At 51.3% G+C, this 26,117-nt stretch carries 27 protein-coding genes and 1 tRNA gene; 21 read left to right on the top strand and 7 right to left on the bottom strand.

Annotation, left to right across the window (positions count from 1 at the left end):
* Positions 1–3: 3 nt before the first annotated feature.
* Entirely contained in the window at positions 4–1,524 is a 1,521-nt protein-coding gene (gene mltF / locus BZG25_RS07445; RefSeq protein ID WP_241828670.1) for a membrane-bound lytic murein transglycosylase MltF, read from the bottom strand.
* A 402-nt stretch (positions 1,525–1,926) separates the two neighbouring features.
* Here mltF and purL point away from each other — a divergent pair, with 402 nt between their 5' ends.
* Positions 1,927–5,817, top strand: a complete 3,891-nt coding sequence (gene purL, locus BZG25_RS07440) for a phosphoribosylformylglycinamidine synthase (RefSeq protein WP_077638758.1) — start codon at positions 1,927–1,929, stop codon at positions 5,815–5,817.
* A 148-nt stretch (positions 5,818–5,965) separates the two neighbouring features.
* On the top strand, positions 5,966–6,304 hold the full coding sequence (glnB, locus tag BZG25_RS07435) for a nitrogen regulatory protein P-II (protein ID WP_046074987.1): 339 nt from the start codon (positions 5,966–5,968) through the stop codon (positions 6,302–6,304).
* An 83-nt stretch (positions 6,305–6,387) separates the two neighbouring features.
* Here glnB and BZG25_RS07430 read toward each other — a convergent pair whose 3' ends face one another.
* Entirely contained in the window at positions 6,388–7,005 is a 618-nt protein-coding gene (locus BZG25_RS07430) for a YitT family protein (protein WP_077638757.1), read from the bottom strand.
* Positions 7,006–7,527: 522 nt separating this feature from the next.
* On the opposite strand from BZG25_RS07430, the gene glyA reads away from it, so the two are divergent.
* The 9 genes from glyA (at position 7,528) to pgpA (ending at position 14,924) form a co-directional block, all read left to right on the top strand.
* Positions 7,528–8,778 (top strand): serine hydroxymethyltransferase, encoded by a 1,251-nt coding sequence (gene glyA, locus BZG25_RS07425; protein ID WP_077638756.1) that lies wholly within the window; start codon positions 7,528–7,530, stop codon positions 8,776–8,778.
* Between the two features lie 182 nt (positions 8,779–8,960).
* Positions 8,961–9,410 (top strand): transcriptional regulator NrdR, encoded by a 450-nt coding sequence (gene nrdR, locus BZG25_RS07420; RefSeq protein ID WP_046074984.1) that lies wholly within the window; start codon positions 8,961–8,963, stop codon positions 9,408–9,410.
* Complete coding sequence (gene ribD / locus BZG25_RS07415; protein ID WP_077577993.1) at positions 9,407–10,537, top strand: bifunctional diaminohydroxyphosphoribosylaminopyrimidine deaminase/5-amino-6-(5-phosphoribosylamino)uracil reductase RibD; 1,131 nt, start codon at positions 9,407–9,409, stop codon at positions 10,535–10,537. Before nrdR ends, ribD begins: the two co-directional genes overlap by 4 nt.
* Before the next feature lie 5 nt (positions 10,538–10,542).
* Entirely contained in the window at positions 10,543–11,205 is a 663-nt protein-coding gene (locus tag BZG25_RS07410) for a riboflavin synthase (RefSeq protein WP_077638755.1), read from the top strand.
* Positions 11,206–11,215: 10 nt separating this feature from the next.
* On the top strand, positions 11,216–12,325 hold the full coding sequence (gene ribBA, locus BZG25_RS07405) for a bifunctional 3,4-dihydroxy-2-butanone-4-phosphate synthase/GTP cyclohydrolase II (RefSeq protein WP_046074981.1): 1,110 nt from the start codon (positions 11,216–11,218) through the stop codon (positions 12,323–12,325).
* A gap of 123 nt (positions 12,326–12,448) precedes the next feature.
* Positions 12,449–12,919, top strand: a complete 471-nt coding sequence (gene ribE / locus BZG25_RS07400; RefSeq protein WP_046074980.1) for a 6,7-dimethyl-8-ribityllumazine synthase — start codon at positions 12,449–12,451, stop codon at positions 12,917–12,919.
* Positions 12,920–13,384, top strand: coding sequence for a transcription antitermination factor NusB (nusB, locus tag BZG25_RS07395; protein ID WP_046074979.1), 465 nt, complete (start codon positions 12,920–12,922; stop codon positions 13,382–13,384).
* A 63-nt stretch (positions 13,385–13,447) separates the two neighbouring features.
* Positions 13,448–14,437, top strand: a complete 990-nt coding sequence (gene thiL / locus BZG25_RS07390; RefSeq protein ID WP_046074978.1) for a thiamine-phosphate kinase — start codon at positions 13,448–13,450, stop codon at positions 14,435–14,437.
* Positions 14,424–14,924, top strand: coding sequence for a phosphatidylglycerophosphatase A (gene pgpA / locus BZG25_RS07385; protein ID WP_046074977.1), 501 nt, complete (start codon positions 14,424–14,426; stop codon positions 14,922–14,924). Before thiL ends, pgpA begins: the two co-directional genes overlap by 14 nt.
* 15 nt (positions 14,925–14,939) lie before the next feature.
* Here pgpA and BZG25_RS07380 read toward each other — a convergent pair.
* Together BZG25_RS07380 and BZG25_RS07375 are read right to left on the bottom strand one after the other, a co-directional pair.
* A tRNA-Arg gene (locus tag BZG25_RS07380) sits at positions 14,940–15,015 on the bottom strand.
* A 50-nt stretch (positions 15,016–15,065) separates the two neighbouring features.
* Positions 15,066–16,199, bottom strand: coding sequence for a flagella assembly protein FlgT (locus BZG25_RS07375; RefSeq protein ID WP_077577996.1), 1,134 nt, complete (start codon positions 16,197–16,199; stop codon positions 15,066–15,068).
* 210 nt (positions 16,200–16,409) lie between these two features.
* Here BZG25_RS07375 and BZG25_RS07370 point away from each other — a divergent pair, with 210 nt between their 5' ends.
* Both BZG25_RS07370 and BZG25_RS07365 read left to right on the top strand, forming a co-directional pair.
* Complete coding sequence (locus BZG25_RS07370) at positions 16,410–17,045, top strand: FlgO family outer membrane protein (RefSeq protein WP_046074975.1); 636 nt, start codon at positions 16,410–16,412, stop codon at positions 17,043–17,045.
* Between the two features lie 24 nt (positions 17,046–17,069).
* Positions 17,070–17,504, top strand: a complete 435-nt coding sequence (locus BZG25_RS07365; protein WP_046074974.1) for an LPP20 family lipoprotein — start codon at positions 17,070–17,072, stop codon at positions 17,502–17,504.
* Between the two features lie 301 nt (positions 17,505–17,805).
* Here BZG25_RS07365 and BZG25_RS07360 read toward each other — a convergent pair whose 3' ends face one another.
* From BZG25_RS07360 to flgA, 3 genes are all read right to left on the bottom strand, one after another.
* A complete protein-coding gene (locus BZG25_RS07360) occupies positions 17,806–18,240 on the bottom strand; it encodes a flagella synthesis protein FlgN (protein WP_046074973.1) in 435 nt (144 codons plus the stop codon).
* A 16-nt stretch (positions 18,241–18,256) separates the two neighbouring features.
* The gene (gene flgM / locus BZG25_RS07355) at positions 18,257–18,580 is read right to left on the bottom strand and encodes a flagellar biosynthesis anti-sigma factor FlgM (protein ID WP_046074972.1); all 324 of its coding nucleotides are present in this window, start codon (positions 18,578–18,580) and stop codon (positions 18,257–18,259) included.
* A gap of 89 nt (positions 18,581–18,669) precedes the next feature.
* The gene (flgA, locus tag BZG25_RS07350) at positions 18,670–19,362 is read right to left on the bottom strand and encodes a flagellar basal body P-ring formation chaperone FlgA (RefSeq protein ID WP_077577997.1); all 693 of its coding nucleotides are present in this window, start codon (positions 19,360–19,362) and stop codon (positions 18,670–18,672) included.
* Between the two features lie 125 nt (positions 19,363–19,487).
* Between flgA and BZG25_RS07345 the strand changes: the two genes are divergently transcribed.
* The 8 genes from BZG25_RS07345 to flgG all read left to right on the top strand — a co-directional run bounded on the left by BZG25_RS07345 (position 19,488) and on the right by flgG (position 26,093).
* Positions 19,488–20,411 (top strand): chemotaxis protein CheV, encoded by a 924-nt coding sequence (locus BZG25_RS07345; protein ID WP_046074970.1) that lies wholly within the window; start codon positions 19,488–19,490, stop codon positions 20,409–20,411.
* Between the two features lie 26 nt (positions 20,412–20,437).
* A complete protein-coding gene (locus BZG25_RS07340; protein WP_046074969.1) occupies positions 20,438–21,265 on the top strand; it encodes a protein-glutamate O-methyltransferase in 828 nt (275 codons plus the stop codon).
* 186 nt (positions 21,266–21,451) lie between these two features.
* Entirely contained in the window at positions 21,452–21,847 is a 396-nt protein-coding gene (flgB, locus tag BZG25_RS07335; protein ID WP_046074968.1) for a flagellar basal body rod protein FlgB, read from the top strand.
* Positions 21,848–21,850: 3 nt separating this feature from the next.
* Positions 21,851–22,264: a flagellar basal body rod protein FlgC gene (flgC, locus tag BZG25_RS07330; RefSeq protein WP_046074967.1), complete on the top strand. Its 414-nt coding sequence runs from the start codon at positions 21,851–21,853 to the stop codon at positions 22,262–22,264.
* A 14-nt stretch (positions 22,265–22,278) separates the two neighbouring features.
* Entirely contained in the window at positions 22,279–23,022 is a 744-nt protein-coding gene (gene flgD / locus BZG25_RS07325; RefSeq protein ID WP_046074966.1) for a flagellar hook assembly protein FlgD, read from the top strand.
* 24 nt (positions 23,023–23,046) lie between these two features.
* A complete protein-coding gene (flgE, locus tag BZG25_RS07320; protein ID WP_046074965.1) occupies positions 23,047–24,360 on the top strand; it encodes a flagellar hook protein FlgE in 1,314 nt (437 codons plus the stop codon).
* Positions 24,361–24,532: 172 nt separating this feature from the next.
* Positions 24,533–25,282, top strand: coding sequence for a flagellar basal-body rod protein FlgF (flgF, locus tag BZG25_RS07315; RefSeq protein ID WP_077638754.1), 750 nt, complete (start codon positions 24,533–24,535; stop codon positions 25,280–25,282).
* A 22-nt stretch (positions 25,283–25,304) separates the two neighbouring features.
* Positions 25,305–26,093 carry a flagellar basal-body rod protein FlgG gene (gene flgG / locus BZG25_RS07310; protein WP_046074963.1) on the top strand — a complete coding sequence of 263 codons (789 nt, stop codon included), beginning with the start codon at positions 25,305–25,307 and terminating at the stop codon, positions 26,091–26,093.
* Positions 26,094–26,117 lie beyond the last annotated feature (24 nt).

The raw sequence follows: 26,117 nt of genomic DNA, 5'->3' as shown, positions 1-26,117 counted from the left end.
TCCTCATTGCGGTTGCGTGCCTGATTGCGGTGTCGAGTTATCCTCTGACTGTGATAACGCCGGGTCAGGCGCTTGCTCGGTTGTTTGCTCGGGGGCATTTTCCGACGGCTCGTCAGGGGCGACGATCGTCTGCAGACCACCGAGATCTTCAACTTGTTGGCTGTCGAGTGACTCTACGTGCGCTTTCTCATAGCCTAGAATACTTTGGTAATAGCGGCGAATATTTTCGACGTAGCTAAGCGCTTCGTAGCCACGCGCGTAACCGTAGCGTGTTTGGGTGTAATACTGGCGCTTGGCTAACAATGGCAGACGCTGTTTTACATCACTCCAAGAGTTAGGATCGGCGCCTTGCGCCTCCGTCAGTCGGCGCGCATCCATCATATGGCCAAAACCAATATTGTAAGACGCGAGAGCAAACCAAATGCGCTCGTGTGGATTAACACTGTCTGGTACACGGTCAAGTACACGTTGCAGGTAGAGCGAACCGCCTTTAATGCTTTGTTCTGGGTCGAGGCGATTGCGCACGCCCACGGATTTGGCCGTCGGCAGGGTAAGCATCATCATGCCGCGCACCCCAGTGGGGGAGATCGCCCGTGGGTTCCAATGTGACTCTTGATACGATAGGGCCGCTAGTAAGCGCCAATCAAAATCGTTCGCGTGCTTTTTGAAAAGCGGCTCCCACTTAGGCAACTTGCTCTCCAATGCCCGTAAAAAGGCGCGGGTATCGACGTAATCGAATTGGTCGACGTGACCAAAATACTTCTCTTCTAAAATAGCTAATTCGCCAGTTTGGTTTATCTCACCAAAGAAGTTGACCATTAAGGCATAGGCGCTGCTGTCGCCTTGTTTTTTCATAAACCAGGCCACGGGTTCGTCCTCACTGAGGGCCATGGCGACGGCAATATCTGGGTGGGTGCGTTGCATCAAGGCAATATCGACGGAGTCGGCAATGGTAAAGTCAATCTCACCGTCTGCGACTTGTTTAAGCAGCTCATCATCGTCGGCGTCCTGCACGACTTTCCAGCTGAGATCAGGGTGGTCTTGTTTTAACGCTTGCAAGGTGAGGTCGTGGCTAGAGTCTTCCACCACCGCCATGATGGCATCTTCACGATTAAAATCATCAACATCCCGCGGGCGCCAATGCCCTTTTTTATAGACCACTTGTTGGCTGACAAAGTAGTAGGCAGGGCCTGGGCGAAACTGAGCTAAACGTTGGTCGGTAATGGTAAGGCCTGCCGCAATCAGATCCACGTCGCCGCGTTCAAGGGCAGGAAAGAGGCCGGAAAGCGTATAAGTGGGCACCATTTCTAGCTTGACCCCGAGCTTGTCAGCAAACCGAGCGGCGAGCTCGTAATCTAGTCCGGTAGGGCCGTCGGGGCCGATGTAGTATGAGAGTTCGTTGTTGAGTGTCCCGACTCTTAAGACACCACGGTCTCGAATTTTTTCTAGAACGGTACGATCGTCGAACGTCCAATCACAGCCTGTGACGGTGAGGCTAAGCACAAGCACCGTTAGGCTAATCATCCATGATCGCAAAGAAAAGTCACGCTGTGTCAAAGGCTGTCGCTCACTGTTGCATGCCAGCATCAAACGGCTAGCGATGATCGATAGACGCGCCATTCTACGTGAATAGACGTCAGACCGATAGAGGGAAAATTTTTTGCGCAAACGGTTGCGTCAGGTGTGTTGTCGGTGACAGTTTTCCCCTATAATGGCGGCCGCTTAGGCAAAAGGCCAGTCTTAAAGCGCGTGTGGCGTGGCGACACCTCCGAGCAACGTGGGAGGACTGCCCTGGGAGTCAGCGTTAACGATAACGGAGAGAGCAACCATTGCGGCAATGCCGGTGGTGATACCCAAGTTATGGTGCCAAGATGCGATAACTTGGGTATACCCCTTTCATTTACCGCTAACGAGAGACGTACGCACATGGATATTTTGCGTGGTTCCCCCGCACTGTCTGAGTTTCGTGTCAACAAATTACTGGCGAGCTGCCAAGCACACCAGTTACCTGTCACGGCACTGTATGCTGAGTTTATTCATTTCGCCGACTTGTATCATCCTTTGGATAGCGCGAGTCGCGAAAAGCTCGAAAAGCTGCTGACTTACGGACCAACCTTATCGCCGCACGCGCCGGAAGGCATATTGTTTCTCGTGACGCCTCGCCCCGGCACCTTGTCGCCGTGGTCCTCCAAGGCAACCGATATTGCCCATAACTGCGGCTTGGATGCGGTCAAACGCTTGGAGCGCGGGACGGCGTACTATATTCAGTTATCTGCACCTTTGACCAATGAGCAACACGCGACCTTAGTCGGATTGTTGCACGATCGGATGATGGAAACGGTGTTCAGTGAGCTTGAGGCCGCCGCGGTGCTGTTTGAGCAAGCGGAACCTGCGCCGATGCATAGCGTAGACATTCTCTCCGGTGGCCGAGCCGCCTTAGTCGAGGCCAACCAAGCCTTAGGGTTGGCACTGGCAGAAGACGAAATTGATTATCTGGTCGAGAACTTCACCCAGCTGGGGCGTAACCCAAACGACATCGAACTGATGATGTTTGCGCAAGCTAACTCAGAGCATTGCCGACACAAAATCTTTAACGCCGACTGGACCATCGATGGTGAGAAGCAGCCTAAATCGCTGTTTAAGATGATCAAAAACACCTATGAGCAAACCCCAGATAACGTGCTGTCGGCGTATAAAGACAACGCAGCCGTGATGACTGGCTCAAACGTTGGACGCTTTTTTCCCACTCCAGAGCGCCACACTTATCAATATCATCATGAGCCGGCTCATATTTTGATGAAGGTGGAAACCCACAACCACCCCACCGCAATTTCACCGTGGCCAGGCGCAGCGACCGGCTCAGGCGGTGAAATTCGTGACGAGGGGGCGACCGGTGTCGGGGGCAAACCCAAAGCAGGATTGGTCGGTTTTTCTGTCTCTAACCTCAAAATTCCCGGCTTTATTCAGCCGTGGGAGCGCGATTATGGCAAGCCTGAGCGCATTGCCACTGCGCTCGATATTATGCTGGAAGGCCCTTTGGGCGGCGCGGCGTTTAACAACGAATTCGGTCGCCCCAACTTGCTGGGCTACTTCCGTACCTATGAGCAATGGGTGACCTCACATGCGGGGGAAGAAGTCCGTGGCTACCACAAACCGATCATGATCGCCGGTGGAATGGGTAACATCCGCGATGGCCATGTGCAAAAAGGCGAGATAGATGTGGGCGCCAAACTGATTGTGTTAGGTGGCCCAGCGATGAACATCGGCCTGGGTGGCGGGGCGGCATCGTCGATGGCATCAGGCCAGTCGGCGGAAGACTTGGACTTTGCCTCGGTACAGCGTGAGAACCCAGAAATGGAACGTCGCTGCCAAGAGGTGATTGATCGTTGCTGGCAGCTTGGCGACGATAACCCGATTGCCTTTATCCACGATGTGGGTGCGGGTGGCCTGTCCAATGCCATGCCAGAGTTGGTCGATGATGGTGGCCGTGGTGGACGCTTTGATTTGCGTGATATTCCTAATGACGAGCCGGGAATGAGTCCGCTTGCCATTTGGTGTAACGAGTCACAAGAGCGCTACGTTTTGGCAGTCAAACCCGAAAATATGGCGCGTTTTGAAGCCTTGTGCGAGCGTGAACGGGCGCCGTACGCGGTGATTGGTGAGGCCTCCGATGCGCGTCATTTGTCGCTTGAAGATAGCCACTTCGACAATACCCCCATCGACATGCCGATGGACATCTTGCTGGGTAAAGCGCCCAAAATGCACCGGGATGTGACGCGTCAGCAAGTGACAGGTGCCGCGCTTAACACCCAAGGCATTGAGCTGGAGGAAGCCTGTGAGCGTGTTTTACGCTTGCCGGCGGTGGCGGAGAAAACCTTCTTGATCACCATCGGTGACCGTTCGGTGACCGGGTTGGTTGCGCGTGACCAAATGGTCGGCCCGTGGCAGGTACCGGTCGCCAACTGTGCGGTGACGGCGGCCAGTTATGACAGTTACCACGGCGAAGCGATGGCGATGGGTGAGCGTACCCCAGCCGCTTTACTCGATTTTGCTGCCTCTGCCCGTATGGCGGTGGGGGAAGCACTCACTAATATCGCCTGTGCTGATATTGGCAGCCTAACCAACATTAAACTGTCTGCGAACTGGATGTCTGCGGCGGGGCACCCAGGCGAGGACGCCGGCTTGTACGAAGCGGTCAAGGCCGTGGGTGAGGAGCTGTGTCCTGAGCTGTCACTGACCATTCCGGTGGGTAAAGACTCAATGTCGATGAAAACCCAGTGGCAGCAAGACGGTGAAAACAAAACCGTGACCGCGCCGATGTCGCTGATCATCACCGCCTTTGGCCGCGTGGAAGATGTGCGTCGTACCGTGACCCCACAATTGCGGACCGATAAAGGTGATAGCCACCTGATCGCGATTGACCTCGGAGAAGGGGCGCAGCGTCTGGGCGCAACCGCGTTGGCTCAGGTTTATCATCAATTGGGCGATAAGCCTGCCGATGTCACCAGCAGCGCTCGCCTAAAAGGCTTTTTCCATGCGATGCAAACCTTGGTGGCAGAGCAAAAGCTACTGGCGTATCACGACCGTGCCGATGGCGGACTGTTCGTCACCTTGGCGGAAATGGCGTTTGCCGGTCACACCGGTATTGACGTGGATATCGCCCGTTTAGGCGACGATGCCTTGCCAGTGCTGTTTAACGAAGAGCTGGGCGCGGTGATCCAAGTAGCGGCGCAAGATCTTGAGCGTGTTTATGCGGTGTTGGCCGAACATCAATTGACCGCATGCAGCCATCTGATTGGCGGCCTAAGTGATAGCGATGAGATTATCTTACGTCACGGTGAGGCGCCTATCTATCAAGCCAGTCGTCAGCACTTACGTCAGATTTGGGCTGAAACCACGTATCAGATGCAAGCGCGTCGCGATAATCCGGACTGTGCTCGCCAAGAATTTGACGCTAAGCAGGCGGTCGATCCCGGTTTACACGCTAGCCTGAGCTTTGATGTGCACGAAGACATCGCTGCGCCATATATCGCCACCGGTCAACAACCGACCATGGCTATTTTGCGTGAGCAAGGCGTGAACTCGCATGTGGAAATGGCAGCTGCCTTCGATCGCGCTGGATTTAACGCCGTGGACGTTCACATGAGCGACATTCTCTCAGGACGCGTCAGTTTGGACGGTTTCCAAGGGCTGGTGGCCTGTGGTGGTTTCTCTTACGGTGACGTGTTGGGCGCCGGTGAAGGTTGGGCGAAATCGATTTTGTTTAACAGCCGCGCGCGCGATCAATTTAGTGACTTCTTTACGCGTGAAGACACTTTAGCACTTGGTGTGTGCAATGGCTGTCAGATGCTATCGAACCTGCATGAATTGATCCCAGGGGCCGCACACTGGCCACGATTTGTTCGTAACGAGTCGGAGCGCTTTGAAGCGCGCTTTAGCATGGTGGAAGTGCAATCAAGCCCCTCCGCCTTCTTTGCTGGGATGGCAGGGTCACGGATGCCCATTGCGGTATCGCATGGTGAGGGACGCGTTGAGGTGCGTGATGCAGAGCATCTGGCGGCCATTGAGGCGTCAGGCACGGTGGCGCTGCGTTACACCGATAATCACGGCCAGCCAACACAAGCGTATCCGGCTAACCCGAATGGCTCACCAAATGGCATTACTGCGCTGACCACTGAGTCGGGCCGTGTAACCATTATGATGCCTCACCCTGAGCGGGTATTCCGTACGGTCGCTAACTCTTGGCACCCCGATGATTGGGGCGAAGACAGTGCATGGATGCGTATGTTCCGCAACGCGCGGGTCACACTGGGATAAGCCCTATACCAATCAAAGCCGCCAATCTATGGCGGCTTTTTGGTGATAAGCGTGAATCGATGGATGATTTTTTATCCTGCTGCGATACAATTTCAGCTAAACAACTGATCCATCAGGACCGGCTGCGGCCAACGAGAAGGATAACGGAATGAAAAAAATTGAAGCCATCATCAAGCCATTTAAACTCGATGACGTACGTGAAGCACTTGCCGACGTGGGGATTACGGGGATGACTGTCTCAGAAGTAAAAGGTTTTGGTCGTCAAAAAGGTCATACTGAGCTTTATCGTGGCGCCGAATATATGGTCGATTTTTTACCCAAAGTGAAGCTTGAAGTGATCGTCAGTAACGATGTGGCTGAGCAATGTGTGGATACCATTATTGATACCGCACAAACCGGTAAAATCGGTGATGGCAAAATCTTTGTCTTTGATGTTGAGCGCGTGGTGCGCATCCGTACTGGTGAAGAAGACGAAGAAGCGATTTAGTATCGCGATTTGGGCCAATACGGTAAGCAACAAAAAGCCAAGCGTGAGGCTTGGCTTTGTTGTTTGTGTGGCGTGGTGATTGACTACGCGCTAGGGTTGGCCGGATGCGCTTGATAACGACCCGGCTTATGATTCATCGCCAAGACTAAGTTGAGCACAATCGCGCCAACTACCGACCACATCAAGAGATTGAGGTCGATGAGGAAGAAAGATAACGCGAGGATGGTGCAGTCGATGCCCATTTGTAGCTTTCCTGCCGAGATCCCAAACTTGTCCTGACAATAGAGCACCAAGACGTTAAAGCCGCCCAAGCTGGCGTTGTGACGGAAGATCATCAACATGCCGACGCCCATTAGCAACCCACCAATGACGGCACAGTACGCAGGTGCCAGCCAGGTAATTTCAAAGAAATAGGCAATATGGTCAGCCATCACCGATACCGCGCCCCCCGCAAGTAAGCTGCGCAGTGCGAAGCGTGGGCTCATGCGAAACCATGCCATCAAATAAAACGGACAATTACACAGAAAGTACAGGGTGCCGAAGGACAAGTCTGTAAATTGGCTGACCAACAGAGCCAGCCCTGTGGTCCCGCCCGTTAAAAGTCCGGCTTGTTGCAAGAAAAACACCCCTTGGGCGACTAAAAACGCGCCAGAGGCAATAGCAATAATGTCTTCTTTAAAGCTGTGTTGATACTGACTCACACGGCTTCTCCCTACTTATTAGCGTGACAACAACAAAAACGTGATAACAACAAAAAGCCCGCCAAAACCCAAAGGGCTGGCGGTAAAAAGTTAATGGGATAATCGGGCGCGGATTTTATCGCCAATTAGGACGAAGAGAAAGGCGGGGAGGTAAATCACTTGAATGTAGAATGTCAGCATTATGATACTCAGCTGTAAAACCTTTACACCGACTATGTTCGTTGACGCCCGACCATTACGATTGCCATGCGCAATAAAAAATTGTGACGCAGGCTACCTGATAGGTTGGATTTTTTGTAGAATGGCAAACGCAGTCATAGCGGTAACGAAAACGTTTGCGTAGTGCTGGTGTGGCGAACGATTTTCCTTGGCTTAATCGCTTTGATTTGTCATCTTAAGGCGACTAAGCCAAGGCGTGATCTAAGCCATCGCCCCTGCGCCGGTTTTTGCTAGGTGAGCTGAAAAAGCCCTAGCGTTTGCTTTATGGGTAATTGCCCGCCAATGTTAAGTCAGGAGAGACAAATGCTAAAGCGTGACATGAAGATTGCGGATTACGATCCCGCCCTGTTCGCCGCCATTGAAGAAGAAACGGCACGTCAGGAAGAACACATTGAGCTGATCGCATCAGAAAACTACACCAGCCCACGCGTCATGGAAGCGCAAGGCTCTCAACTGACCAACAAGTACGCGGAAGGCTATCCCGGCAAGCGCTATTACGGTGGGTGTGAGTATGTCGACAAAGCCGAAGCGCTGGCGATTGAGCGCGCGTGTGAACTGTTTGGTTGTGAGTATGCGAATGTGCAGCCTCACTCAGGTTCACAAGCAAATAGCGCGGTATATATGGCCCTGCTCAACCCTGGAGATACGGTTCTGGGAATGAGCTTGGCGCATGGTGGTCACCTGACTCATGGCTCGCCGGTCAACTTTTCTGGTAAGCATTACCATGTCATCCCTTACGGTATCGATGAAGCGGGTAAAATTGACTATGAGCAAATGGAACAGCTTGCGCTGGAGCACAAGCCCAAAATGCTCATCGGTGGCTTTTCTGCTTATTCACAAGTGGTGGATTGGAAGCGCATGCGTGAAATCGCCGATAAAGTGGGCGCATGGCTGTTGGTCGATATGGCGCACGTCGCGGGTTTAATTGCGGCAGGCGTATATCCAGATCCATTGCCACACGCGCATGTGGTGACGACCACTACCCACAAAACGCTTGCGGGCCCTCGCGGTGGTTTGATCCTGTCGAATGCGGGTGAAGACCTTTATAAAAAGCTCAACTCCGCCGTGTTCCCAGGTGGCCAGGGTGGCCCTTTGATGCATGTGATTGCGGGTAAAGCGGTGGCGTTTAAAGAGGCGATGGAGCCTGAGTTTAAGGCTTACCAAGCGCGTGTGATTGATAATGCTCGCGCGATGGTCAAAGGCTTCCAAGCGCGTGGCTACAAAATAGTATCAGGCTCAACCGATAATCATTTGTTGCTGGTTGATCTTATCGATAAAGACATTACCGGAAAAGAAGCAGACGCAGCACTGGGCGTGGCTAATATCACTGTGAACAAAAACAGTGTGCCGAACGATCCACGCAGCCCGTTTGTCACCTCTGGTATTCGTGTGGGCACCCCAGCCATTACACGTCGTGGCTTTACTGAGCAAGATGCTGAGCAGCTTGCGCATTGGATGTGTGATGTCTTGGATAATATCGATAATGAGCAAGTGATTGCCGAGACCAAAGAAAAAGTCCAAGCGATTTGCCGTCGCCTGCCTGTGTATGCCTAATTAATGACACGGAAATGAATAGGTTATAAGGCGCCTTCGGGCGTCTTTTTTGTTTTTATCGACACGATGTGCCTCACTGGCTTTGTTTAGCACACAAAACCACCATAAAGTCCTCTTCGATAGGCTTTTTCATCGCTACAAATCGGTTACACTAGCAAGACGATATTGAGGAGGCGACACTCATGCACTGTCCATTCTGTGGTGCTACCGACACCAAAGTGATCGATTCTCGTCTTGTGGCTGATGGTCACCAAGTTCGCCGTCGCCGCCAGTGTTTGGCGTGCGCAGAGCGTTATACCACGTTCGAAACGGCGGAATTAGTGATGCCACGGGTGATTAAGACCAACGGTAACCGAGAGCCGTTTGACGAAGAGAAACTGCGTGGCGGCATTCAACGCGCATTAGAAAAGCGTCCAGTGAGCGCGGATGATATTGAAAAAGCGATCAACAGTATAAAGTCACGTTTGCGTGCCACCGGAGAGCGCGAAATTGGCTCTGCCATGGTAGGGAACTTGGTCATGGAAGCGCTCAAGGAGCTCGATAAAGTGGCTTATATTCGCTTTGCCTCTGTGTATCACAGTTTTGAAGACATTCGTGAATTTGGCGAAGAAATCGCACGGTTGCAAAAATGAGTCAAAGCGATCGGGATACAACCATGATGATGCGCGCGTTAGCGCTCGCGGCCCAAGGCTGTTATACCACCACGCCTAATCCTAATGTCGGTTGTGTGATTGCACAGGGCGACGAAGTGGTCGGTGAAGGGTTTCATATTGCCCCCGGCGGCCCGCACGCTGAAGTACATGCATTAAAGGCTGCGGGAGCACGCGCACAAGGGGCGACAGCTTACGTCACCTTAGAGCCTTGCTCTCACTATGGTCGCACGCCGCCGTGTTGCGATGCGTTGATTGCTGCCAACGTTAGCCGCGTTGTGTGCGCGATGCAAGACCCAAACCCGCAAGTAGCTGGACGTGGTATCGCACGGTTACAAGAAGCCGGCATTGAGGTGGTTGTGGGCGTGATGGCCGAGCGCGCCAACGCGCTGAACCCCGGTTTTATCAAACGTATGCAAACTAAAATGCCCTATGTGCAGCTCAAACTGGCAGGGAGCCTCGATGGGCGCACCGCCTTGGCGAATGGACACAGTAAATGGATCACTGGGGAACCCGCGCGCGCTGATGTGCAAGCATTTCGCGCGCAAGCGAGTGCGATTCTATCGACCAGTGCCACGGTGATTGCGGATAACCCGAGCCTCAATATCCGTGACAACCAACTTCCTCGTGCTGTCCTCGACCATTATCCTCAATCGACGCGACGCCAACCGACACGTGTGATCTTGGATAAACACAACCAAACCGTGCCGGAAGCGAGTGTCTATCAACTTGCGGGCAACGTGATCCGTATTGTTGATACGCCGAGTAATAAAGCGTGGCCAGATAACGTGCAAGAATGGGTGATGCCCGATGCATCGCTCACCACTATCCTTCGCGCATTGGCGGAACATGATATTGACAAAGTATGGGTGGAAGCAGGCGCGAGGCTGGCAAGCCAACTGCTGAGTGAATCCTTGGTGGATGAGCTGATTGTCTACCAAGCGCCGGTATTATTAGGGGCCGATAGCCGTCCTTTGGTCGCATTAGGCGGATTAGAGTCGATGGATGACGCGCCACGTTTCCACTTTAACCAGGTAAAGACTGTCGGTGACGATGTCCGCTTACGGGCGAGCCTCTCTGAGCATGCCGTGATTACGCAAGAGTATTAAGAACAATGTTTACTGGAATTATTGAAGCGATAGGGCGCGTACAAACCCTGAGTCGTCGGGGACAAGACGTTACGCTGACGATCGACAGCGGTGCGCTTGATCTCTCGGACGTCAAACTGGGTGACAGCATTGCCACCAACGGGGTGTGCTTGACTGTCGTCGCATTGACCGCAACGGGCTATAGCGCGGATGTCTCCTCTGAGACTTTGGCGCGTTCATCGCTGGGCGCCTTGTCGGTAGGAGATAGCGTTAACCTTGAAAAAGCCATGCTACCTACCACCCGTTTTGGCGGTCATATGGTTTCGGGGCATGTTGATGGCTTGGGAGAAGTAACGTCCGTTAGCCAAACTGGCCGCGCCTGGGAGTACTGGATTGCATTACCGCCTGAACTCGCCAAGTATGTGGCATTGAAAGGCTCTATCACGGTGGATGGGATCAGTTTGACGGTGAACGAGGTGAACGGCAGTGCGTTTAAACTCACCATCGTGCCGCACACGGCTGAGCAAACCACTATTCAGCACTTTGCGCCTGGACGCAAGGTAAACATCGAAGTCGATGTCATTGCCCGTTACCTTGAGCGATTGATGCTCGGTGACAAGGCCGCTGAACCGATACAATCAACGGGTGTCAGTCTAGACACATTGGCCCGTTCCGGCTTTTTGAAATAAGGATCCCAAGATGGCAATTAGTAGCGCTCAAGAAATCATTGACGATATCCGCCAAGGCAAAATGGTGGTGTTGATGGATGACGAAGATCGCGAGAATGAAGGTGATTTGATCATCGCGGCAGAAGCTGTGACCCCAGAAGCGATCAACTTTATGGCCACGCATGGCCGAGGGTTGATTTGTTTGACGCTGACCCAGCAGCGCTGCCAGCAACTTGGGTTGCCTTTGATGGTGTCGGACAATAATGCGCAATTTTCCACCGCGTTTACCGTGTCGATTGAAGCGGCAGAGGGTGTTACCACCGGGATATCGGCGGCTGACCGCGCACGCACCGTGCAAGCCGCGGTTACCCCCGACGCTAAAGCGGCTGACTTGGTGCAGCCGGGCCACGTCTTCCCCTTGATGGCGCAAGAAGGAGGGGTGCTCACCCGTGCTGGCCACACCGAAGCGGGGTGCGATCTGGCCCGTTTAGGTGGCTATAGTCCTGCCTCCGTGATCGTTGAGATCTTAAATGAAGACGGCACCATGGCGCGTCGCCCAGACTTGGAAGTATTCTGTGACAAACACGGCATCAAGCTGGGCACCATTGCCGATTTGATTGAATACCGTAATCTCAACGAGACGACCATTGAACGGGTGGCGTCTTGTAAATTGCCGACGGAATTTGGTGAGTTTGATTTAGTCACCTACCGCGACACCATTGATAACCAAATCCATTATGCGATGTGTAAAGGCGAGGTGACCGCCGATCCCACCCTAGTGCGTGTGCATCTGCAAGACACTTTTACCGATGTGCTCCAATCTGATCGGACGGCTGAGCGCAGCTGGAGTCTGACCCGCGCGATGCAAAGGGTTAGCGATGAAGGCGGGGTGTTGGTGATTCTGGGTAAAGAAGAAACCAGCGATGCCATTATCAACAAAGTGAAAGCGTTTGAAGCGCAAGATAAAGGTGAAAAACCCGCCGGCGCTAAATGGCAGGGGACCTCTCGCCGAGTAGGGATTGGGTCGCAAATATTGGCAGATCTTGGCGTCAAGCAAATGCGCCTGCTGTCGTCGTCGACCAAGCGTTATCATGCCTTGTCAGGCTTTGGCCTGAACGTGGTGGAATACGTCACCGAATAAGATAGATAAACGGGGCGCGCGATTTGCACCATCATCGACTGGCACGGAACATGGTGCCATCGGATAAAAATGTGGTAGAATCGCGCGGTTTCTCATTCCGGAAAGCAAGTCACAGGAAGGCTCATGAACGTAATCGAAGGGGCATTTGCCGCGCCCAACGCGCAGGTTGCTATTGTTATCTCTCGCTTTAATAGCTTTATCAACGAGAGTTTGCTGGATGGTGCGGTTGACGCACTGAAGCGCCAAGGCCAAGTCAACGACGATAATATCACCGTGGTGCGTTGCCCAGGTGCCTACGAGTTGCCTGTGGTGACCCAAAAGCTCGCCAAGAGCGGTCGCTATGACGCGATTGTGGCACTCGGATCGGTGATCCGTGGTGGCACACCGCATTTTGACTATGTCGCCGGAGAATGTAATAAAGGGTTAGCACAAGTTGCACTGGAGTTTGAAACCCCAGTCGCCTTTGGTGTGCTGACGGTAGACACCATTGAGCAAGCGATCGAACGCGCAGGTACCAAGGCTGGTAACAAAGGGGCAGAGGCTGCACTGAGCGCGCTTGAAATGGTGAATGTTCTGTCCCAAATTGAATCCTAAATGGGGGTTAAAGTGAAACCAGCCGCACGACGTAATGCACGTCAGTTTGCATTGCAAGCCATCTATTCATGGCAGCTAGCGCAAGGCAATGTCGCTGATATTGAAGCCGCGTTTCTTGCCGCAGATAAATACGAAGAAGAAGACGAGCATCAGAAAACAGAGCCGCTTCTACGTGAACCAGAAACGGATGTTGCGTATTTTCGTAATCTGTTTAGCGGTGTAGCGCTTAGCCATCAAGAGCTTGATAGTAAGATGCGCCCGTACCTATCCCGTCCTTTGCAGGATTTAGATGATATGGAGCACGCCTTACTACGCCTTGCAATGTATGAGCTGATGAAGTGCGACGATGTCCCCTACAAAGTGGTTATCAATGAGGCCGTGGAACTGGCCAAACGCTTTGGCGCAGAAGACAGCCATAAGTTTGTTAATGGCGTCTTGGATAAAGCGTACCCTCGGCTGCGCTAATCCCTTCCTGACTAGGCCAGCACTGCTGGCCTTTTTATTATTCTTATCCAACACATACGAGTTATGACACGCAACGAATTTGATTTGATTCGCGACTACTTCGCTCGTCAGCCGGTCAAGCGTCGTGATGTCGCTTTAGGTATTGGTGATGACTGTGCGTTGGTCGAGGTCCCTGAAGGCTGTCAGTTAGTGGTGACCACAGATACGCTGGTGGAGGGCACCCACTTTCTTCCGACTGCGAGTGCCTCTGATGTGGCGCATAAAGCGTTAGCCTCTAACTTAAGCGATTTGGCTGCAATGGGCGCAATGCCAGCGTGGTGTTCTCTGGCGCTCACATTACCAGAGCCCGATGATGCTTGGGTGGCAGGGTTTTGCCAAGGCTTTACCGCCCTTGCCGAGCATTTTCAAGTCCAACTCATTGGCGGCGATACCACACGTGGGCCCAAAAGTATCACCATTACCTTACACGGTCATGTTCCTAAAGGGCAGGCGCTGACTCGTGCGGGTGCGAAACCGGGAGACTGGCTTTTCGTGACCGGCACACTGGGTGAGAGCCAAGCCGGGCTCGATTATATTCTCGGCAAGCCAGTGGTTGATAAGGCCCGCGCAACCACATTGATCAATCGTCATTATCGGGCTCAGCCACGAGTGACCGCTGGACAGGCATTGCGAGGTATCGCGTCAGCGGCGATTGATATTTCTGATGGTTTACACGCAGACTTAACCCACATCCTCACCGCTAGTGGTGTCGGTGCAAAAGTTGATGTGACGCAACTGCCGCTTTCTGAGTCTTTGTTAGCGGAGGTCGGCGATACTGAGCAGGCACAAAAACTCGCCCTCACCAGTGGCGAGGAGTACGAGCTTTGTTTTACGGTACCGGAAATGTATCGGGGGATGCTAGATACAACGCTTAAGCACAGCGGAGTCAATGTGCAATGCATCGGGCAAATAACCGGCAACCACCGCCTTGAACTTGTGGCAGACAGTCAGCCTCTCGATTGGGTGCTGTCTGGATGGGATCATTTTAAGGAGCCACGTCGTGACAGATCCTAAGCATCGTTTATCCTTGACCAATCCATATCATTTATTGGCACTTGGCTTTGGCAGTGGCTTGTCACCGATAGTGCCGGGGACCGTCGGTACCTTGTTTGCGGTGCCATTCTACCTGGTGCTGGTGAACGTTGGGGGAACGCTTGCACTGTGGTTGGCGATTATTGTCGGTAGCTTAGCGGGCATTGCTATCTGTGGTCGAGCATCGAAAGACATGCAAGTGCATGATCATGGAGCGATTGTTTGGGATGAGTTTGTTGGTTTTTGGCTGACAATGGCGTTGGTGCCTACCACTGATTGGCAAACCGTTTTAGCAGGCTTTGTGTTATTCCGCCTCTTCGATATGGTTAAGCCATGGCCGATAAGCTGGCTGGATAAACATGTTCACGGTGGCTTAGGGATCATGCTGGATGATATTGTCGCTGGTGTGATGGCGATGGCCAGCCTCTGGCTACTGGCAACCTATACACAGGCCTTGACTTGGTTTTAGCCATACAGAAAGGAATGGCGCTCCCACAGGGACTCGAACCCCGATCGATCGCTTAGGAGGCGACTGCTCTATCCTGTTGAGCTATGAGAGCGTGTCGACATTATACGTAAAAACAGGCGCGATTTAAGCGCCTGTTTTCATTTAATTTACCCCTTTGGTCACTATGTCGCCGATTTGTATGCTGCCGCTGAGGTTATTGGGCTGAACCACGGCTTCCGCGCTGCTTTCATAAACGCGTGCAACGGTCAGTGTGATGCCGCTTTTTCGACGTTGAGTACGTACGATACCTAAATCATCGGTGAACGAGGCAATGTGCCACAGGTTCAGTTGATCGCCTTGTTTAACCCCATTGATACGCCCGACATTTATTTGTGCAATATTGTCTTTGAGGGCGACGATTTCTGGCTTACTGGCGCGACAAGACAGTGATGACTCCAAGTCTAACAATATATTTCGACTCATTCGGCGTGCCATTTGCCCATAAGGAGATTGCCAAAAGCGCGCGGTCTGGGTATCGACTTGGCTATGGCGTTCAAACGGCCATTGGGCAACATCGCGATAGCGGCGTTGAAATATGACTTCACCACTCTCACTGTCCATTGCCTGGACATTGACGGCCAATTGGCGGTTATTTTGTGCCTCACCAAAGCCACTGGCGTCCGTCGTGGCAGACAGATCAGTGATTGCGCCGGTGATCACAAACTGCGCGTCTTTGTCTTCAGCTAACATGGCCACCGTGCGGGGCGCATTAGGAGAGACATCAACATTGGCGATACCACGCCCGACAAAGCTCTGTGCGTGTTGTTTTATCTCACGGTTGAGGAGTACCGAAAAGTCATCGCCAAATTGATAAATGCCCCCTAACGCGGCTTGTTGGGGTGAAACAATCGGAAAACGTGTTAATACCATGCCTTTTCTATACTGGGTTTTGTGGCAAGCGTTTGCCGATGGATAGATATCTAAGCGCAGATTGACAACATAATTGCCGCCTTGAGTGCCTTCTTCTAACACTTGTACCTCGCGTACCGCATTGCCGCTAAACTGATAACCAGGTTTAGCTTGCGAGTAAAAACGCTTGAGTTGCTGCAAGCTGCCTACATCGGCACCGGCAAAGCGCATAGCATCAAAGGTCGCGGCTTCAAGTGCCCGAACACGGGCGGCTTGCTGGCTTTCGAGTATGGGGGAACTGGCCGATACTTCATACCACGCCGCGTGTGTCCAAGGAGCGACACTCAGGCTGACAATGAGCGTTAACCGCGCCAAAAGGGTTTTCATAGTCAAGATCTCACTTAGTGGGTATGGAAATTGCTTTCAATCTATTAGTGCGTAGGGTTAAGCCCTACCAAAAAGATGACGCAAAGACGCTGATGCAAGTTGTGTACCTAAATAGAGCCAGCAATCAAAGGTAAAGGTTTCATCAAATCAACCGATACCCTTAATGACACACTTGTCTCACATCGATGACTGAGCGCGGAGCATGATACGATGAAAAAGTGGATAGTGGCGATAGTAGCGCTATTGGTAACAGGCTGTGCTTACACGCCAATTTATAACGGCAAAGAGCCGTATTCGGGCAGTGAGTTTTTCCTTAAGCAGCGGCCACGTCACACGCTTGATTACTTTCTAAACAGTATGGCCGATGAGCTGTTAGCCACCAATGCGTATTTGACAGCGCGAACGCCCTTGGCGGTCACCTCGTTTGTTGATTTGCAAAAAATGGATGAGACCAACTGGTTAGGTAATACCGTCACCGAGGGACTGATTTATCAAATGCAGCGCCGCGGCTTTACGGTGATTGACTTTAAATCGACGGGCGCGATTCGGGTGACGGAAGATGGTGATTTTACCATTAGCCGAGACTGGAAAGAACTTAACCCTGAACAACAAATCGATTATGTATTGACGGGGACTATGTTGCGTCAAGGCGGCGGGGTATTAGTTAATGCCCGGGTAATCGGTATGGAATCTCGCGTGGTGGTTGCTTCGGCGCAAGGCTTCTTGCCGGCCGATCGTATTGGGCGTGATATTGATAGTTTATACAAGGTTCGCAAACGCGATGGCGTGATTATTCGAGACGATCAAAACCGCGTGAAGCGAGAGACAGTGGTGCTAAAACCTTAGTACAGGAAAGAGTAAGGTAGATAAATGTTTACGAAACACGGATTTGTCATCGCAATCTTGCTGATGCTGTCAGCCTGTCAGCCATTAACTAAGATGAAAGAAGAAAACATCATCTCGGCGGTGGGAATGGCGTCAATTAGTGCACAACAAGGCGCAACCCAAGAAGAAAAAGAAACCCGGGCCATGCGTGCCTCTAAAGTGGATGCGTACAAAGAATTGAGTGAACAAGTATATGGCTTGCGGGTTAGCAGCCGTGCACGCGTTGATGATCAAAGTTTAGGCCGCGACACGACCCAGGGCGCGGTGGATGGTATTATTCGCGGCGCAGAAGTGGTGGCCAGTTATAAAGTGGGTGACAGTTACGTCACTGAACTCGAACTCGATCTCGATACCATGCAGAAAATGAAACGCTATGGCGAATCGCAGCCTGTACCGAATAACAATAATATTATTTTCTAGCCACTAGGGCGTCTTGCTTTGATCAAATGAGAAGAATGACGCCAACATCTTGGCACTTAAGCAGGCAGGGTGTAAAAACGACGTATGCCTTTAGACGGAGAGCGAGCACTATGCTCGCTTTTTTTGTGCTTGAGTCAGGCACCATCGTGGCGCGATAGCGCGTTAGGCCATCTTAGGGAGCAAGCCAGAGTCGACAAAAAACAGGCAGACGATTGTGCGCCGATAAGATAGGCAAGAAAAGCGAGCAAATAGGTGGCCGGTGTGGTGGATTGGAGCGTGGTCGTTGTTCGTAGGAAAGACGTTATGCTTTAACGTTAGTGCCTAGGGTTTTTCTCCCCGACGCATTGCCGTCTTGATTATAGGTCAATTCTGACTTACCACCGCTTTCTTGGAACAGGTTGCGCAGGCGATGAATACTCAGACTCGCGCGCTGAAGCGCGATGCCATTGGTTTCATTTTGCTGTTTGCAGGCTGAGAGGGTGGCTTGAATGGCATTCACGTGTTCACTTAACGTTTCATCATGGTTAAGTAAATCGCGTTCTGGGTGACGGCTAATTTGCGCATCATTACGTTGAATTTCGTTGATAAGCGACTGTTTTTGCTTGGCTATTGCTTCGATATCTTCGGAGGAGCGGCTGGCAATGACACCGGCTTCTTGCTCGAGCACGCTTTGTAGCGCTTGGACTCGCTCGAGTTGCTGTTCAACCAAGGTTGTTAAAGGCGCAGTAGGGGTCATAACCACTCCAATCAGCTTAGCTGTCGTTGAGATCGTTCTCGAAACGCATCATGTTTGCGGCGAGCTTATCAGGATCTACTTTGTAAGAGCCGTTTGATATCGCTTGCTTGATTTGATCAACCTTGGCGCTATCAAAGTAGGGCTCAGATGCCATTTTCTGATTCATTTTATCGATCACTTGGCTTTGTTGGCTGAGTGAAACAGCGTCGTCTTGGGGTTTTACCCCTTGCTGTTCACGGACTGAGCCGCTTTGCGTTTCTTGTGTTTTGGTCTGGTTACTCGTATTACGAGTTGTGGTCAGGGGTTGCTGATTACCACGTAGTTGGTCAATACTCGCCATAACATCGCCTTACTGTCAGTCGCTTTTTGAGTCCGTTGCTCAGCATATCGGCACACCTTGCTGTTACTTTAGCATTGTGACGTAAAAAGTTAGAAATTAACCGTTACTTCGCCGACCGCTGAGATTGTAGCATCGACAATCCGGTTAGATTTATTGTTCTTCACTTTTATTTGCTCACCTAGAGCGCCATCACTTAATGCCGTGCCTTTTGCAACAATGTTCAGTCCGTTTCCTTGCGCAGTGATCAAAACGTCATCATTTCGACACACGGCGCAGACATCGTTACTGCTGATCGGTTCACCTATTCCCACGGTTCGTTTGACTTTAGAGCCAATTAAACGCGCGGGTTGCGTATAGGTATGCCCGCGTTGAAACCGACTATTTACCATTTGAACGGCTAGATCATTCGAAGCAATAGTCATGCCACGATTGAGTGGTCGCTTTGCGACAACCGAGGGGGTCATCAACTCGATTTTAACCGGAATATACACTTGCCAGTTGTCTCGATCACAAGACACCATTACGGTGACCGAGGTATTAATCTGTTGACGGCCTGGCACTTTGGTGTCGAGTGGCACGGGGCAATCGGTTAGGCGCATGCGCGAATCAAGGTTCCCCGCCGCGATGTTGAGTTCGCCATTTTCAGGCAGCGAAATAATACCGGCGACATGCGCCTCCGCGGCTTCTTGCACCGCTTCAATTTGACTTACTGTCGCAGCAGCTATACTTAGGCTAAAGCTTGTAAGCCAAACGACGATAAATAAACGTAATATCTTGGACATAGTTCAATCCATCAGTAGCGGACGTTAAGAAAAAAAATCCCTTCTTTTCTCGAGAGTCATGTGATTACCCACTATGATTACCATGCTACTCTACAAAAAAAACGGGGCAATATGGAGTTTATCTTATGACAGGTGGTGTTCTTGATTCGGTCAACCAGCGTACACAGCTGGTAGGACAAAACCGGTTAGAGCTGTTGACTTTCCGCCTGATGAGAAAACAGCGCTTTGGCATTAATGTTTTTAAAGTCAAAGAAGTGTTGCAGTGCCCACGGCTCACCGCAATGGCAAATTTGCATCCTTTGGTGAAAGGAGTGGCCCACATCCGCGGTCAAACCGTCTCTGTCATCGACATGAGCCTAGCAACTGGCGGGCCAGCTATTCCCGATCCAGAGAACCGCTTTGTGATTATTGCCGAGTTTAACCGTTCCATGCAGGGCTTTTTAGTCGGCTCGGTCGAGCGTATCGTCAATATGAACTGGGAAAAAATTCTTCCTCCCCCGCAAGGGACAGGGCGATCGCACTACCTCACCGCGGTCACCGAAATTGATAACGAGTTGGTGGAAGTGCTCGACGTTGAAAAAATTCTCAATGAAATCGCGCCCGTGAATGAAGATGTGAGTGAGGAAGTACTCTCGAAACGGCAAGAGCGGGAAGAAAGTGCGCCTAGCCAGGTGTTAGTGGCCGATGACTCCAGCGTCGCACGCCGTCAGGTGAAGCGCGCGGTTGAAAGCGTCGGGTATGACGTTATCTTGGTACAAGATGGCAAAGAAGCGTTAGAAAAACTGAAAGAAATGGCCGCCGAGGGAAGCATCTACAGTCAACTTGCCTTGGTGATATCCGATATCGAAATGCCTGAAATGGATGGGTATACCCTCACAACCGAGATTAGAAAAGATTCGAGTCTCAAGGATCTTCATGTAGTATTGCATTCATCATTGAGTGGGGTATTTAACGAGGCCATGGTTCAGCGTGTCGGGGCTAACTCGTTTATTGCGAAGTTCGACCCTGATGAATTGGGCTCTGCCGTACTCGAGGCGGTTAAGTCGTAACCCAACCAGAGCGATTGAGTTAATTAATGACAAATGTAGCAATCAGTGACCAAGAATATCGAGACTTTTGCAAACATCTCGAAGCCAAGTGTGGGATCGTACTGGGAGATAGCAAGCAGTATCTGGTACGTAGCCGCTTGAGCCCGCTGGTGAATAAATTTGGCTTGGGGTCGCTGTCAGAGTTGATAAAGTCAGTCACCACTGGACGTAATCGCGAGCTGGCAGTCGCTGCGATAGATGCGATGACCACCAATGAAACCTTATGGTTTCGCGATACTTATCCGTATGAAGTGTTGGCACATCGTTTGTTACCCGAGCTAGCCAAATCTCGTAAGCCGATAAAAATCTGGTCTTCAGCAAGCTCCTCAGGGCAGGAGCCCTACTCCATTGCCATGACAGTGGCGGAAACCCAGCAACGCAAACCTGGCATGCTTGGAAGCGTGAGTATCACCGCGACTGATATATCGACATCCATGCTGGAGGCGTGTCGCCAGGGGATATATGACAACTTGGCACTGGGACGCGGACTGTCGCCGGAACGTCGACGTACCTTTTTCGAGGACGTGGGAGATGGCAAAATGCGGGTGAAAGAAAATATCAAGCGCATGGTGACGTTCCGCCCGCAAAACTTGATGGAAAGCTATAGTCTGTTAGGCAAATTCGACATCATTTTTTGTCGTAATGTACTGATCTACTTTTCACCTGATATGAAAGCCAAAGTGTTGAATCAGATGGCGGGGGCATTGAATCCTGGCGGTTACTTGATCTTGGGCGCGTCGGAGTCACTCACGGGGTTAACCGACAAGTTTGAAATGATCCGCTGTAACCCCGGCATTATCTATAAGCTTAAATAGCAGGCGGCAAAGCGGCACATGGTTTGCCGCTTTTTACATCTCTCTGCCGCTCTCTCACTTTTTATCGATAGACATTCCTGTCTCTCACCCCGCGTCCCACCTGAGCTGAAGACAAAAACAAGGCCTTGTTGAAAACTTGGCACCCTGTTTGCTTTATTACATGCAGTAAGAACTCGGAGGTTGTCCATGGCGATCACATTTGACAATGCACTTGGTGTGCACCAGCACACAGTTGGCGTTAGAGGCAAGCGGGCAGAAACCCTGTCTAGCAACATTGCGAATGCCAACACGCCAGGTTACAAGGCGCAAGACATCGACTTTCAACGCGCCTTAAAAGCGGCAACATCCGAGGCAAGTATTGGCCTAAGCCGCACCAATGAGCGGCACATTGCTGCCTCTAGCCAGGTGATGGGGGAAAAGAAATACCGTATCCCCACGCAACCAGACACTGGCGATGGCAACACGGTTGATGCGCAATTAGAAAAGAATTTGTTCATGCAGAACGCACTAGAATACCAAGCCTCACTGGACTTTCTTGGCTCTAAGTTCAAGAACATGAAGAAGGCATTGAATGGGAAATAATCGATGAGTTTGTTTAATATTTTTAACGTGTCGGGATCGGCGATGAGTGCCGAGTCAGTACGATTGAACACCACATCAAGCAACCTGGCCAATGCCAACTCGGTGAGCAGTTCTGCGGAAGAAACGTATCGAGCTCGGCATCCGATTTTCTCTGCGGAGCTTAACCGCTTCAAACAGCAAGGGGAAAGTGTGCCGGTCAACATTGACGGTATTGTGGAAAGCCAAAAGCCATTACGGGCGGAATATAACCCTGATCATCCAATGTCGAATGAAGAAGGGTATATCTTCAAACCGAACGTCAATGTCATGGAAGAAATGGCGAACATGATTTCGGCATCGCGGGCCTACCAGACCAACGTGCAGGTTGCCGATGCCAGTAAACAAATGCTGATGCGTACGCTTCAGATGGGGCAGTAATGTAGGAGGCGAAGATGGCCGGAATCGACGGTACAGGTTCGAGTAACGGACTGTCCTACATTGACCAGCTAAAGGCGCAGCAAGAGAAAAAACTGCAAGAGAGCCAAGATAGTACAACAGGCAAACAGGCACTCAAGCAAGAAGACTTTCTTTCTCTGCTCACCAAACAGCTGTCACAACAGGATCCGTTCAAACCTGTCGATAATGACAAGATGATCTCGCAGATGGCGTCTTTTGCGACGGTAGAAGGCATCGGCAAAATGAACAATCAGTTTGATACGTTCAACGAGTCGATTACTTCCAACCAAGCATTGCAAGCGTCATCCTTGGTCGGACGTGATGTCCTTGTGCCTGGATCGACAGGTGTTAAAGGAGAGACTGGCGGTGTGGCTGGTATGGTGAAGTTGCCGCGTGCGCTCGATAACGTCAGTGTCCGAGTTGAAAACGAACAAGGACAGCTATTACGAACGTTCAGTATGGGTGCCAAACCGCCGGGCGATCACCGTGTGGAATGGGATGGGCTCGACGATAACGGCAATCCTATGCCGGAAGGGACCTATAAGCTCAAAGTTAGCGGCTTGGTTGATGGCCAAACTCAAGAGTTTGATGTGTCGACCTATGCCAATGTAAACAGTGTCTTGCTGGGGAATGGCGATGGCAACGTGATGCTAAATCTTGCCGGCTTCTCCTCACCGTTTAAGCTTGCTGAAGTGCTAGAGGTCGGTAATGCCGACGTCGGAAATGTGACGAAAGGCTAACCGATTTATTAGGAGTGAAAAGCAATGGGTTTTAATATTGCGTTAAGTGGCCTTGGTGCGGCCCAGAAAGACATGAACACCACCAGTAACAACATCTCGAATGCCAATACGTATGGCTTTAAGGAGTCACGTGCTGAGTTTGGTGATGTCTACTCAACCTCCATCTTCTCTAATTCGAAGACCACGAACGGGACCGGTGTACAAACGTCGACCGTGGCACAACAGTTCCACGAAGGCTCGAGTATCTACACCAACAACCCGCTTGATTTGCGGATTAGCGGTAATGGTTTTTTCGGCGTGTCAAATGACAAGCTGCAAAACAACGATTACCACTTAACGCGCAACGGTGCCTTCCACCTTGATAAAAATAACGACATTATCAACTCTGAAGGCCAGTATCTGCTCGGTTATAATGTCGACCCTGATACTCAGCAGGTTTCGTCGTATGAGCCGCAGTCGCTCAACGTCCCGGATCAGTTTGGCCAGCCTCGTGCGTCACAAAATGTTGATATTGGCTTGAACTTGCCTGCCGGCGGGGAAGAGAAAGATCCCGCGCAGTTCAATTTTGAAGATCCAGAAACTTACAATAAGCAAACCTCTGCCACAGTCTATGACTCCCTCGGTCAGCCATATAAGTTGTCGACGTACTATGTAAAAGGCAACGATCCGGCGAACCCGAACAGCTGGTCAGTGTACTACACCATGACAGATCCTGAAGGCGAGAAGCCGGTGAATATCCAAGGGGGTAATTCAACCAATGCCGCTGGACAGGTTGGCCACACCATCGACTTTAACTCTGATGGCTCAGTGAACAATATCAATGGTGGTAACCCGATCGTGACCGATGCCCTAGGGCCTGCGGGGGCGGGATTGGAAATGAACGGCGCGAATGGTGATCAGCAGCTTACGCTCAACTTCGATAATCCGACCCAGTATGCGGCACCGTTTGAGATGCGAAAATTCACCGATGATGGCGCAACCACGGGGTATCTCACCAAAGTCGACATTGATCCTAAAGGCACTATCATGGCGACATACAGTAACGGTGAAAATGTCGCGCTAGGACGAGTGGCGATGGTGCGTGTTGCCAACCAGCAAGGCTTGGCACAAGTGGGCAATACGCAATGGGATGTGACGCAAGACTCGGGTGACCCCATTTTTGGTGAAGCCATGCAAGGCGCCTTCGGGCAGGTAAAAAGTGGCACGATCGAACAGTCCAATATCGATATGACCCAAGAGTTGGTTGATTTGATCACCGCGCAGCGAAATTTCCAAGCGAACTCGCGTGCCTTGGAAGTGAGCAACCAGATGCAACAAAATATCCTACAGATCCGCTAGCGATGATACGCCTTGCCGCTTAGTCATAGGGCGGCAAGGCTTTTCCATTCTCCCCCTTTTTTCTTTCTTTTTAACCACACTACCCCCGTTAACGTACTGATACTAAACGATTAAAATTACTGGCACGCTCTTTGCTTTCTTCTCTGTAGAACGATTGTGGAGGCAACCAATTATGGATCGCTCGTTATACTTAGCCATGAGTGGCGCAAAGCAAGATATGCAGGCCATGCAACTGCGCGCCAATAACCTGGCCAATGTCAGCACCACAGGCTTTCGAGCAGATTTAGAGCAATCTCGCTCCATGCAGGCCTATGGTGAAGGACTACCCAGCCGTGTGTTTAACATGACTGAGCGACCTGGATATAGCTTTGAACAAGGCTCGACGATCACCACTGGCCGAAACCTCGATGTGGCGGTGCAAGGTGAAGGCTGGATGTCAGTTCTAGACAGCCAAGGGCAAGAAGGCTATACCCGTGCGGGCCATCTCAAAGTCGATCAAACCGGCTTACTCCAAAACAGTAATGGTAACCTCATTGTCGGAGAGAGTGGGGGCCCGATATTTATTCCCCTCCCTGCAGCCAAAATTGAAGTGGGCAAAGACGGCGGTGTCTCTGTACTCCCCCAAGGTGCGCCAGCTGATGCGATGGAAGTGGTGGATAGAATCAAACTGGTTCGCCCAGATAATCAAGATCTCTTTAAAGACAAAGACGGCGTGTTCAAACCCAAAGAGCCCGGCACTATGTTTCCGGCCGATGCGGGTGTGACGTTGCAAACGGGCGCGTTAGAAGGCAGTAATGTCAACGCTGTGGGTGAGATGACTGGGTTAATCGACTTGCAACGTCATTTTGAAATGCAAGTGAAGTTAATGAAAACCGCGGAAAAAATGGACGAGTCGTCTTCATCGTTATTACGGCTTGGCTAAGGTTTATTAAGAGGAAGTAATTATGCATCCAGCATTATGGGTCAGTAAAACCGGACTTGATGCGCAGCAGACCAATATCTCGACGATTTCGAATAACCTAGCCAACGCATCCACGGTCGGGTTTAAAAAATCACGCGCGGTGTTTGAAGATCTCTTCTACCAGAACATCAACCAACCAGGTGGGCAATCCTCACAGAACACTGAGTTGCCAAGTGGATTGATGCTCGGTGCTGGTTCAAAAGTGGTGGCCACTCAGCGCGTGCACACCAATGGTAATGTGCAAACCACAGACAATGCCCTTGATATGATGATTGAAGGGGATGGCTTTTTCCAAGTATTACTGCCTGATGGCAACATTGGCTATCAGCGTAACGGCCAATTTACCCTGAATGACGAAGGCACGATAGTGACATCAGGTGCGGGCTATACGCTAGAGCCAGAAATTACTGTTCCTGAAGACGCGGTACAAATTACGGTCGGAACGGATGGTGAAGTGTCTGTGCGATTACGTGGTCAACAAGAGAACCAAGTACTCGGGCAAATAACCACGGTTGATTTTATTAACCCAGGTGGGTTGGAGCCTATCGGCCAGAATATTTACCTGCCCACTGGTGCGAGTGGTGATCCTCAAGAGGGGGTGCCTGGACTCGATGGGTTCGGTGAAGTGAAGCAATCGATGCTGGAAACCTCTAACGTGAATGTCACCGAAGAGCTGGTGAATATGATTGAGGCTCAGCGCGTCTACGAAATGAACTCCAAAGTGATCTCGTCGGTCGACCAGATGCTCAGCTACGTCAATCAGCAGCTGTAATAAGGGTTAAGGAGGCAATGATGA

This window comes from Salinivibrio sp. ML198 (assembly GCF_001996015.1).
Lineage (GTDB): Bacteria > Pseudomonadota > Gammaproteobacteria > Enterobacterales > Vibrionaceae > Salinivibrio > Salinivibrio siamensis.
This window is presented reverse-complemented; position numbering and strand designations above follow the sequence as displayed.

Excerpts from the sequence above, each read along its gene's own strand:
- mltF (WP_241828670.1), bottom strand. The coding sequence starts at position 1,524 with ATGATTAGCCTAACGGTGCTTGTGCTTAGCCTCACCGTCACAGGCTGT.
- purL (WP_077638758.1), top strand. The coding sequence starts at position 1,927 with ATGGATATTTTGCGTGGTTCCCCCGCACTGTCTGAGTTTCGTGTCAAC.
- glnB (WP_046074987.1), top strand. The coding sequence starts at position 5,966 with ATGAAAAAAATTGAAGCCATCATCAAGCCATTTAAACTCGATGACGTA.
- glyA (WP_077638756.1), top strand. The coding sequence starts at position 7,528 with ATGCTAAAGCGTGACATGAAGATTGCGGATTACGATCCCGCCCTGTTC.
- nrdR (WP_046074984.1), top strand. The coding sequence starts at position 8,961 with ATGCACTGTCCATTCTGTGGTGCTACCGACACCAAAGTGATCGATTCT.
- ribD (WP_077577993.1), top strand. The coding sequence starts at position 9,407 with ATGAGTCAAAGCGATCGGGATACAACCATGATGATGCGCGCGTTAGCG.
- BZG25_RS07410 (WP_077638755.1), top strand. The coding sequence starts at position 10,543 with ATGTTTACTGGAATTATTGAAGCGATAGGGCGCGTACAAACCCTGAGT.
- ribBA (WP_046074981.1), top strand. The coding sequence starts at position 11,216 with ATGGCAATTAGTAGCGCTCAAGAAATCATTGACGATATCCGCCAAGGC.
- ribE (WP_046074980.1), top strand. The coding sequence starts at position 12,449 with ATGAACGTAATCGAAGGGGCATTTGCCGCGCCCAACGCGCAGGTTGCT.
- nusB (WP_046074979.1), top strand. The coding sequence starts at position 12,920 with ATGGGGGTTAAAGTGAAACCAGCCGCACGACGTAATGCACGTCAGTTT.
- thiL (WP_046074978.1), top strand. The coding sequence starts at position 13,448 with ATGACACGCAACGAATTTGATTTGATTCGCGACTACTTCGCTCGTCAG.
- BZG25_RS07375 (WP_077577996.1), bottom strand. The coding sequence starts at position 16,199 with ATGAAAACCCTTTTGGCGCGGTTAACGCTCATTGTCAGCCTGAGTGTC.
- BZG25_RS07370 (WP_046074975.1), top strand. The coding sequence starts at position 16,410 with ATGAAAAAGTGGATAGTGGCGATAGTAGCGCTATTGGTAACAGGCTGT.
- BZG25_RS07365 (WP_046074974.1), top strand. The coding sequence starts at position 17,070 with ATGTTTACGAAACACGGATTTGTCATCGCAATCTTGCTGATGCTGTCA.
- BZG25_RS07360 (WP_046074973.1), bottom strand. The coding sequence starts at position 18,240 with ATGACCCCTACTGCGCCTTTAACAACCTTGGTTGAACAGCAACTCGAG.
- flgM (WP_046074972.1), bottom strand. The coding sequence starts at position 18,580 with ATGGCGAGTATTGACCAACTACGTGGTAATCAGCAACCCCTGACCACA.
- flgA (WP_077577997.1), bottom strand. The coding sequence starts at position 19,362 with ATGTCCAAGATATTACGTTTATTTATCGTCGTTTGGCTTACAAGCTTT.
- BZG25_RS07345 (WP_046074970.1), top strand. The coding sequence starts at position 19,488 with ATGACAGGTGGTGTTCTTGATTCGGTCAACCAGCGTACACAGCTGGTA.
- BZG25_RS07340 (WP_046074969.1), top strand. The coding sequence starts at position 20,438 with ATGACAAATGTAGCAATCAGTGACCAAGAATATCGAGACTTTTGCAAA.
- flgB (WP_046074968.1), top strand. The coding sequence starts at position 21,452 with ATGGCGATCACATTTGACAATGCACTTGGTGTGCACCAGCACACAGTT.
- flgC (WP_046074967.1), top strand. The coding sequence starts at position 21,851 with ATGAGTTTGTTTAATATTTTTAACGTGTCGGGATCGGCGATGAGTGCC.
- flgD (WP_046074966.1), top strand. The coding sequence starts at position 22,279 with ATGGCCGGAATCGACGGTACAGGTTCGAGTAACGGACTGTCCTACATT.
- flgE (WP_046074965.1), top strand. The coding sequence starts at position 23,047 with ATGGGTTTTAATATTGCGTTAAGTGGCCTTGGTGCGGCCCAGAAAGAC.
- flgF (WP_077638754.1), top strand. The coding sequence starts at position 24,533 with ATGGATCGCTCGTTATACTTAGCCATGAGTGGCGCAAAGCAAGATATG.
- flgG (WP_046074963.1), top strand. The coding sequence starts at position 25,305 with ATGCATCCAGCATTATGGGTCAGTAAAACCGGACTTGATGCGCAGCAG.